The sequence below is a fragment of the Amaricoccus sp. genome, from assembly GCF_036846665.1.
GTDB lineage: Bacteria > Pseudomonadota > Alphaproteobacteria > Rhodobacterales > Rhodobacteraceae > Amaricoccus.
The window spans coordinates 1-1928 of record NZ_DAIUBO010000395.1 but is presented as its reverse complement, the minus strand read 5'-3'; the positions used below and the strand labels follow the sequence as shown (position 1 = coordinate 1928).

The window sequence follows — 1928 nt, the reverse complement described above, 5'->3', positions numbered from 1 at the left end:
CGCCAGCGCCGACGATCAGCGCCCCGATGCCGGTGCGGATCAGTGCGCCGCGCAGCACGACGAGGGCGGTGGCGAGCCCGCGCACCGACACCGCGGCAGCCACGAGCCCCGCCACCCAGCGCCCCGCCATGATGCCGGCGAAGGTCGCCGCGTAGCTCGCGAGCCGGCCGAGGTTGTCGAAGAGCCCGCGGATCGCGATCCCGAGCGGGCCGGTGGTGCGGGCAACTGCCGCCATGGCGTTCGCCACAGCCTCGAGCGCAGGTGCCGCGGCGACCGCGAGCTGGTTCGAGAGCCCGCGCCAGATCAGCCCGAGCCGCGACATCGCGTCGTTCGCCCGCTCGATCCGGTCTGCGTCCGCCTCGGAGACCACGACGCCGAAGTCGCGCACGTCCTGGGTCGCCTGGCGCAGGGTGGCGGTGTCGATGCGCGACATGGCGATCGAGCCCTCCTCACCGAAGAGCTGGCCGGCGACCGCGGCGCGCTCGGCCGCGGGCACGAAGTCGGCGATCGCCTGGTTGATGCGGCCGACCCGCTCGTCGAGCGGCAGCGCGAGCAACTCGGATGCCGTGAGCCCGAGCCGGCCAAGCGCGTCAGCCGCGGGCCCGGCGCCGGAGGCCGCCTGGCTCAGTCGGCGGGTCAGGTCCTTGGTCGCCTGCTCGATGCCGGACATCGCGACGCCGGCAAGCTCGCCTGCCCGCTCCAGCACCTGGATCGAGGCGACCGTCGTGCCGAGCGACTGGGCGAGCTTCGCCTGAGCGTCGATCGTGGCGAGCCCGGAGCGGACCATGGCGATGCCGCTGGCGGCCGCCGCGGCGATGGCCGCCGCGGTAGCGACCTTCACTCGGCGCGAGAAGGCAGCCATCCGGGCGTTCGCCGCCTCCATCTCGCGCCCCAGCCGGCCGAAGCCACGGTTGCCGGCCTCGCCGACGCCTTCGAGCTCGGCCCGGACCTCGCGCCCGCCGACCACCGCGAGCCGGACGCTGACGCGCTTCTCGGCCATCTCAGTCTCCGATCGTCTCGTTGAGCCGGCGCACCATCACCGCCTCGATCTCCGGCAGCAGCTCGGCCGCGGCCATCGGCGCGATGCCTAGGGCGGTTGCGAGCGAGAGCGCCGCGCCCATGTCCCAGCCGATCACCGCGCCGGGGATGACCCGGAGCTGACCGCCGAGACGGCCGACCAGGTCCCAGACCTGCCAGCCCTCGATGCTCTCCGGCCGGTTCAACCGCGCCGGGCAGTCCGGGCACGTTTGGCCGCAGGCCGCGCAGTAGCGGTCGCCCCCGCCGAAGTGCCAGTCGGCGAGGGCGCGGAGACGTTTTTTTCCGCGTCCAGCAAGAGGCCTTTCGAGACGTAGGCCGCCTGGAACGCCTCGAAGATCGGCCAGACCTCGAGCAGCGCGTCGATGCCCTCGGGCGTCACCGGCACCGGGTTGCCGTCGGCGTCGCCGACGCCCTCCCAGTCGGTGACGGCGCGCCGGGCGATCGCCTTGGCGAAGACAAGCGCCCGCTCCTCGTCGGAGGCGGTCTCGGGCAGCGCCTCGACGGCCGCGTCGCTGCGCGCCGCCACCATAAGCGCAGTGGTGAGCGGGGCGACGCACAGGCGCACGCCGTGGCCGAGATCGAGCCAGCGTAGCTCGGCGGTCAGGTCCAGTCGAAGCATCGGATCAATACTCCTCGATGTCGTTGATGAGGGTGGCGGTGCACATGCGCCCGAGGGTGCTGTCCCGGGCCGCCTGCCAGTCGAAGGTCGCCTGCACGCCCTGTGGGCCCGAGATCTCGATCCGCGGCCGCGGCAGGTAGACTGCATGCACGGTGAAGGTGAGGCTCTCGCCCGAAGGGAGCGCATAGCCGAACTCCAGCTCGCACGGATCGCCGGCGATGGCCTGGTTCACCAGCACCTGGTCGGCGAAGCGCACCTCGACCCGGCCGGT

General features: G+C 73.1%; 3 protein-coding genes and 1 pseudogene. All 4 read right to left on the bottom strand.

Annotated features, from left to right (window positions below):
• Window positions 1–1000 (bottom strand): annotated as a pseudogene (locus V7050_RS20760) (phage tail tape measure protein); the annotation flags it as partial.
• A gap of 1 nt (window position 1001) precedes the next feature.
• Window positions 1002–1223: a DUF7697 family protein gene (locus V7050_RS20755; protein WP_324369228.1), complete on the bottom strand. Its 222-nt coding sequence runs from the start codon at window positions 1221–1223 to the stop codon at window positions 1002–1004.
• Window positions 1220–1657 (bottom strand): hypothetical protein, encoded by a 438-nt coding sequence (locus V7050_RS20750; RefSeq protein WP_324369230.1) that lies wholly within the window; start codon window positions 1655–1657, stop codon window positions 1220–1222. The genes V7050_RS20755 and V7050_RS20750 overlap by 4 nt, the downstream gene beginning before the upstream one ends.
• 4 nt (window positions 1658–1661) lie before the next feature.
• A partial coding sequence (locus V7050_RS20745; protein WP_324411245.1) for a phage tail tube protein occupies window positions 1662–1928 on the bottom strand: 267 nt, incomplete at its 5' end.